A 1641-nucleotide genomic window follows, 5' to 3' on the forward strand; every position below is an offset into this window, starting at 1 on the left:
CAACTGCACCCGGCCGCCACCACGCGGCCAGCCCCCCGATGCCGCCCCCGAGCGGGAAACACGATCAGAAGCAACAAACGCACACACGCCACGAAGGCACGCACGATAAACTCACACACGTCGCCAGGGTCCTTCTTGAGTAGGTGGATGGTGACCACACCCCGGGGGAGTTGCCGCTCCCGCCGGGGTTCTCTCTATTCCTCAATCAGAAATCTGATGAGTTGTTAGCCTGAAGGCTAACAACTCATCAGATTTCATGCAAACGTTGGAATGCGCTGGTCGCCGCTACGGTGGGACTCCCGTGATGCTCCTTGGAGGAGGAGACGTGGACCGACGGCAGTTCCTCGCGGTGTCCGCCGCCGTTGGCCTCGCGGCGCTCGACTCCCCTGACGCGGAGGCCGTGACCCGCCGCGCGAACCGCCCCGGGCCGGTGTCCGTCGGTATGGGTGAGGTGACGGCTGTCCGCACGATGACCACCACGCTCGGAGACGCCGCCTCGGAGCTTGGCGGAGGCCACGCCCGGCATCTTGCCGTGCGGTACCTCACCGTCGACGTCAAGCGCTGGCTGGACGGCCGGTACAGCGAGAAGGTCGGTCGTGAGCTCTTCGCCGCCACCAGTGAACTGGTCCATCTCATCGGCTGGATGGCGCGCGACGAGGGAGATCACGGGCTGAGCCAGCGGTACCACCTGCACGCCTTCAAGCTCGCCGCGGAAGCCGGAGAGAACGAGCTCGCCGCAACGGCCCTGCGCGGTCTTGCGGACCAGGCCGTCGACCTCGGTCAGATCCCGACCGCCGTGCGCCTGGCCGAGGCATGCGAGCAGCGCGGCCGTAAGCTCAGCAATCCCAAGGCGCTCGCCTACTACCGCAACACGCTCGCCCGTGCCTCCGCAGCCGACGGCGACCAGGTGACGGCGGCCAGGATGCTGACCGCCGCGCAGTCGGCGATGGAACACGCGTCGATGCGGCCCGGCCAGTCGTGGGCGAGTCACTACAGTCACGGCCGCTGGGCGCACGAGTCGGGCATGATCCACCTGCGGCTGGGCGATCTGTCCGCAGCGGAGGAACACCTTCGCCTCGCCTTGGACATCCACGGGCTCGACCGCAAACGTACTCGTGCGATCGTGCTCGCGGACCTCGGGCACGTGCAGCTCAAGCGCGGGGACACCGCCCAGGCGCTCGCCACGTGGCGTGACTTCCTGGACTGTTCGGAGGGCGTCCGGTCCGTGCGCGTCAACGACGGCATGACCAACATCGCCGCACGCCTCCGAAGCATCCCCCACGACCCGACCGCCGCGGAACTCACCGAACGCATCGCCGCCCAGACGTGAGAGGACGGCACTCCTGGGGGACCGCGGCTGCGCGCTTCCGCTGAGTCGGAAACCCGGTCGCTGCGCCTTATCCGCTCGATGATGAAGGAATACACAGATGAGCAGCAGCACACCGAACCCGCGTGAGACGCGGTGGTTCAGCAGCAGTTACAGCGGCGGTCAGGGAGGTCAGTGTGTGCAGTGGGCTCCCGAGCACGCCAGGGCGACGGGAGAGTTCCTGGTACGGGACAGCAAGGCCCCGCAGGGGCCGACGCTGCTCTTCGGCGTGACCGGCTGGGGCGCCTTCACGGCCGCGCTGAGGCGCGGGGATC

General features: G+C 67.9%; 2 protein-coding genes. Both read left to right on the top strand.

Features of this window, described 5'->3' with window-relative positions:
* The first annotated feature begins 304 nt into the window (after positions 1 to 304).
* Positions 305 to 1330 carry an NsdA family TPR-like regulatory protein gene (locus tag GL263_RS26120; protein ID WP_194377927.1) on the top strand — a complete coding sequence of 342 codons (1026 nt, stop codon included), beginning with the start codon at positions 305 to 307 and terminating at the stop codon, positions 1328 to 1330.
* Between the two features lie 97 nt (positions 1331 to 1427).
* A partial coding sequence (locus tag GL263_RS26125; protein ID WP_182858204.1) for a DUF397 domain-containing protein occupies positions 1428 to 1641 on the top strand: 214 nt, incomplete at its 3' end.

This window comes from Streptomyces durbertensis (assembly GCF_014156695.1).
Classification (GTDB): Bacteria; Actinomycetota; Actinomycetes; order Streptomycetales; family Streptomycetaceae; genus Streptomyces; species Streptomyces durbertensis.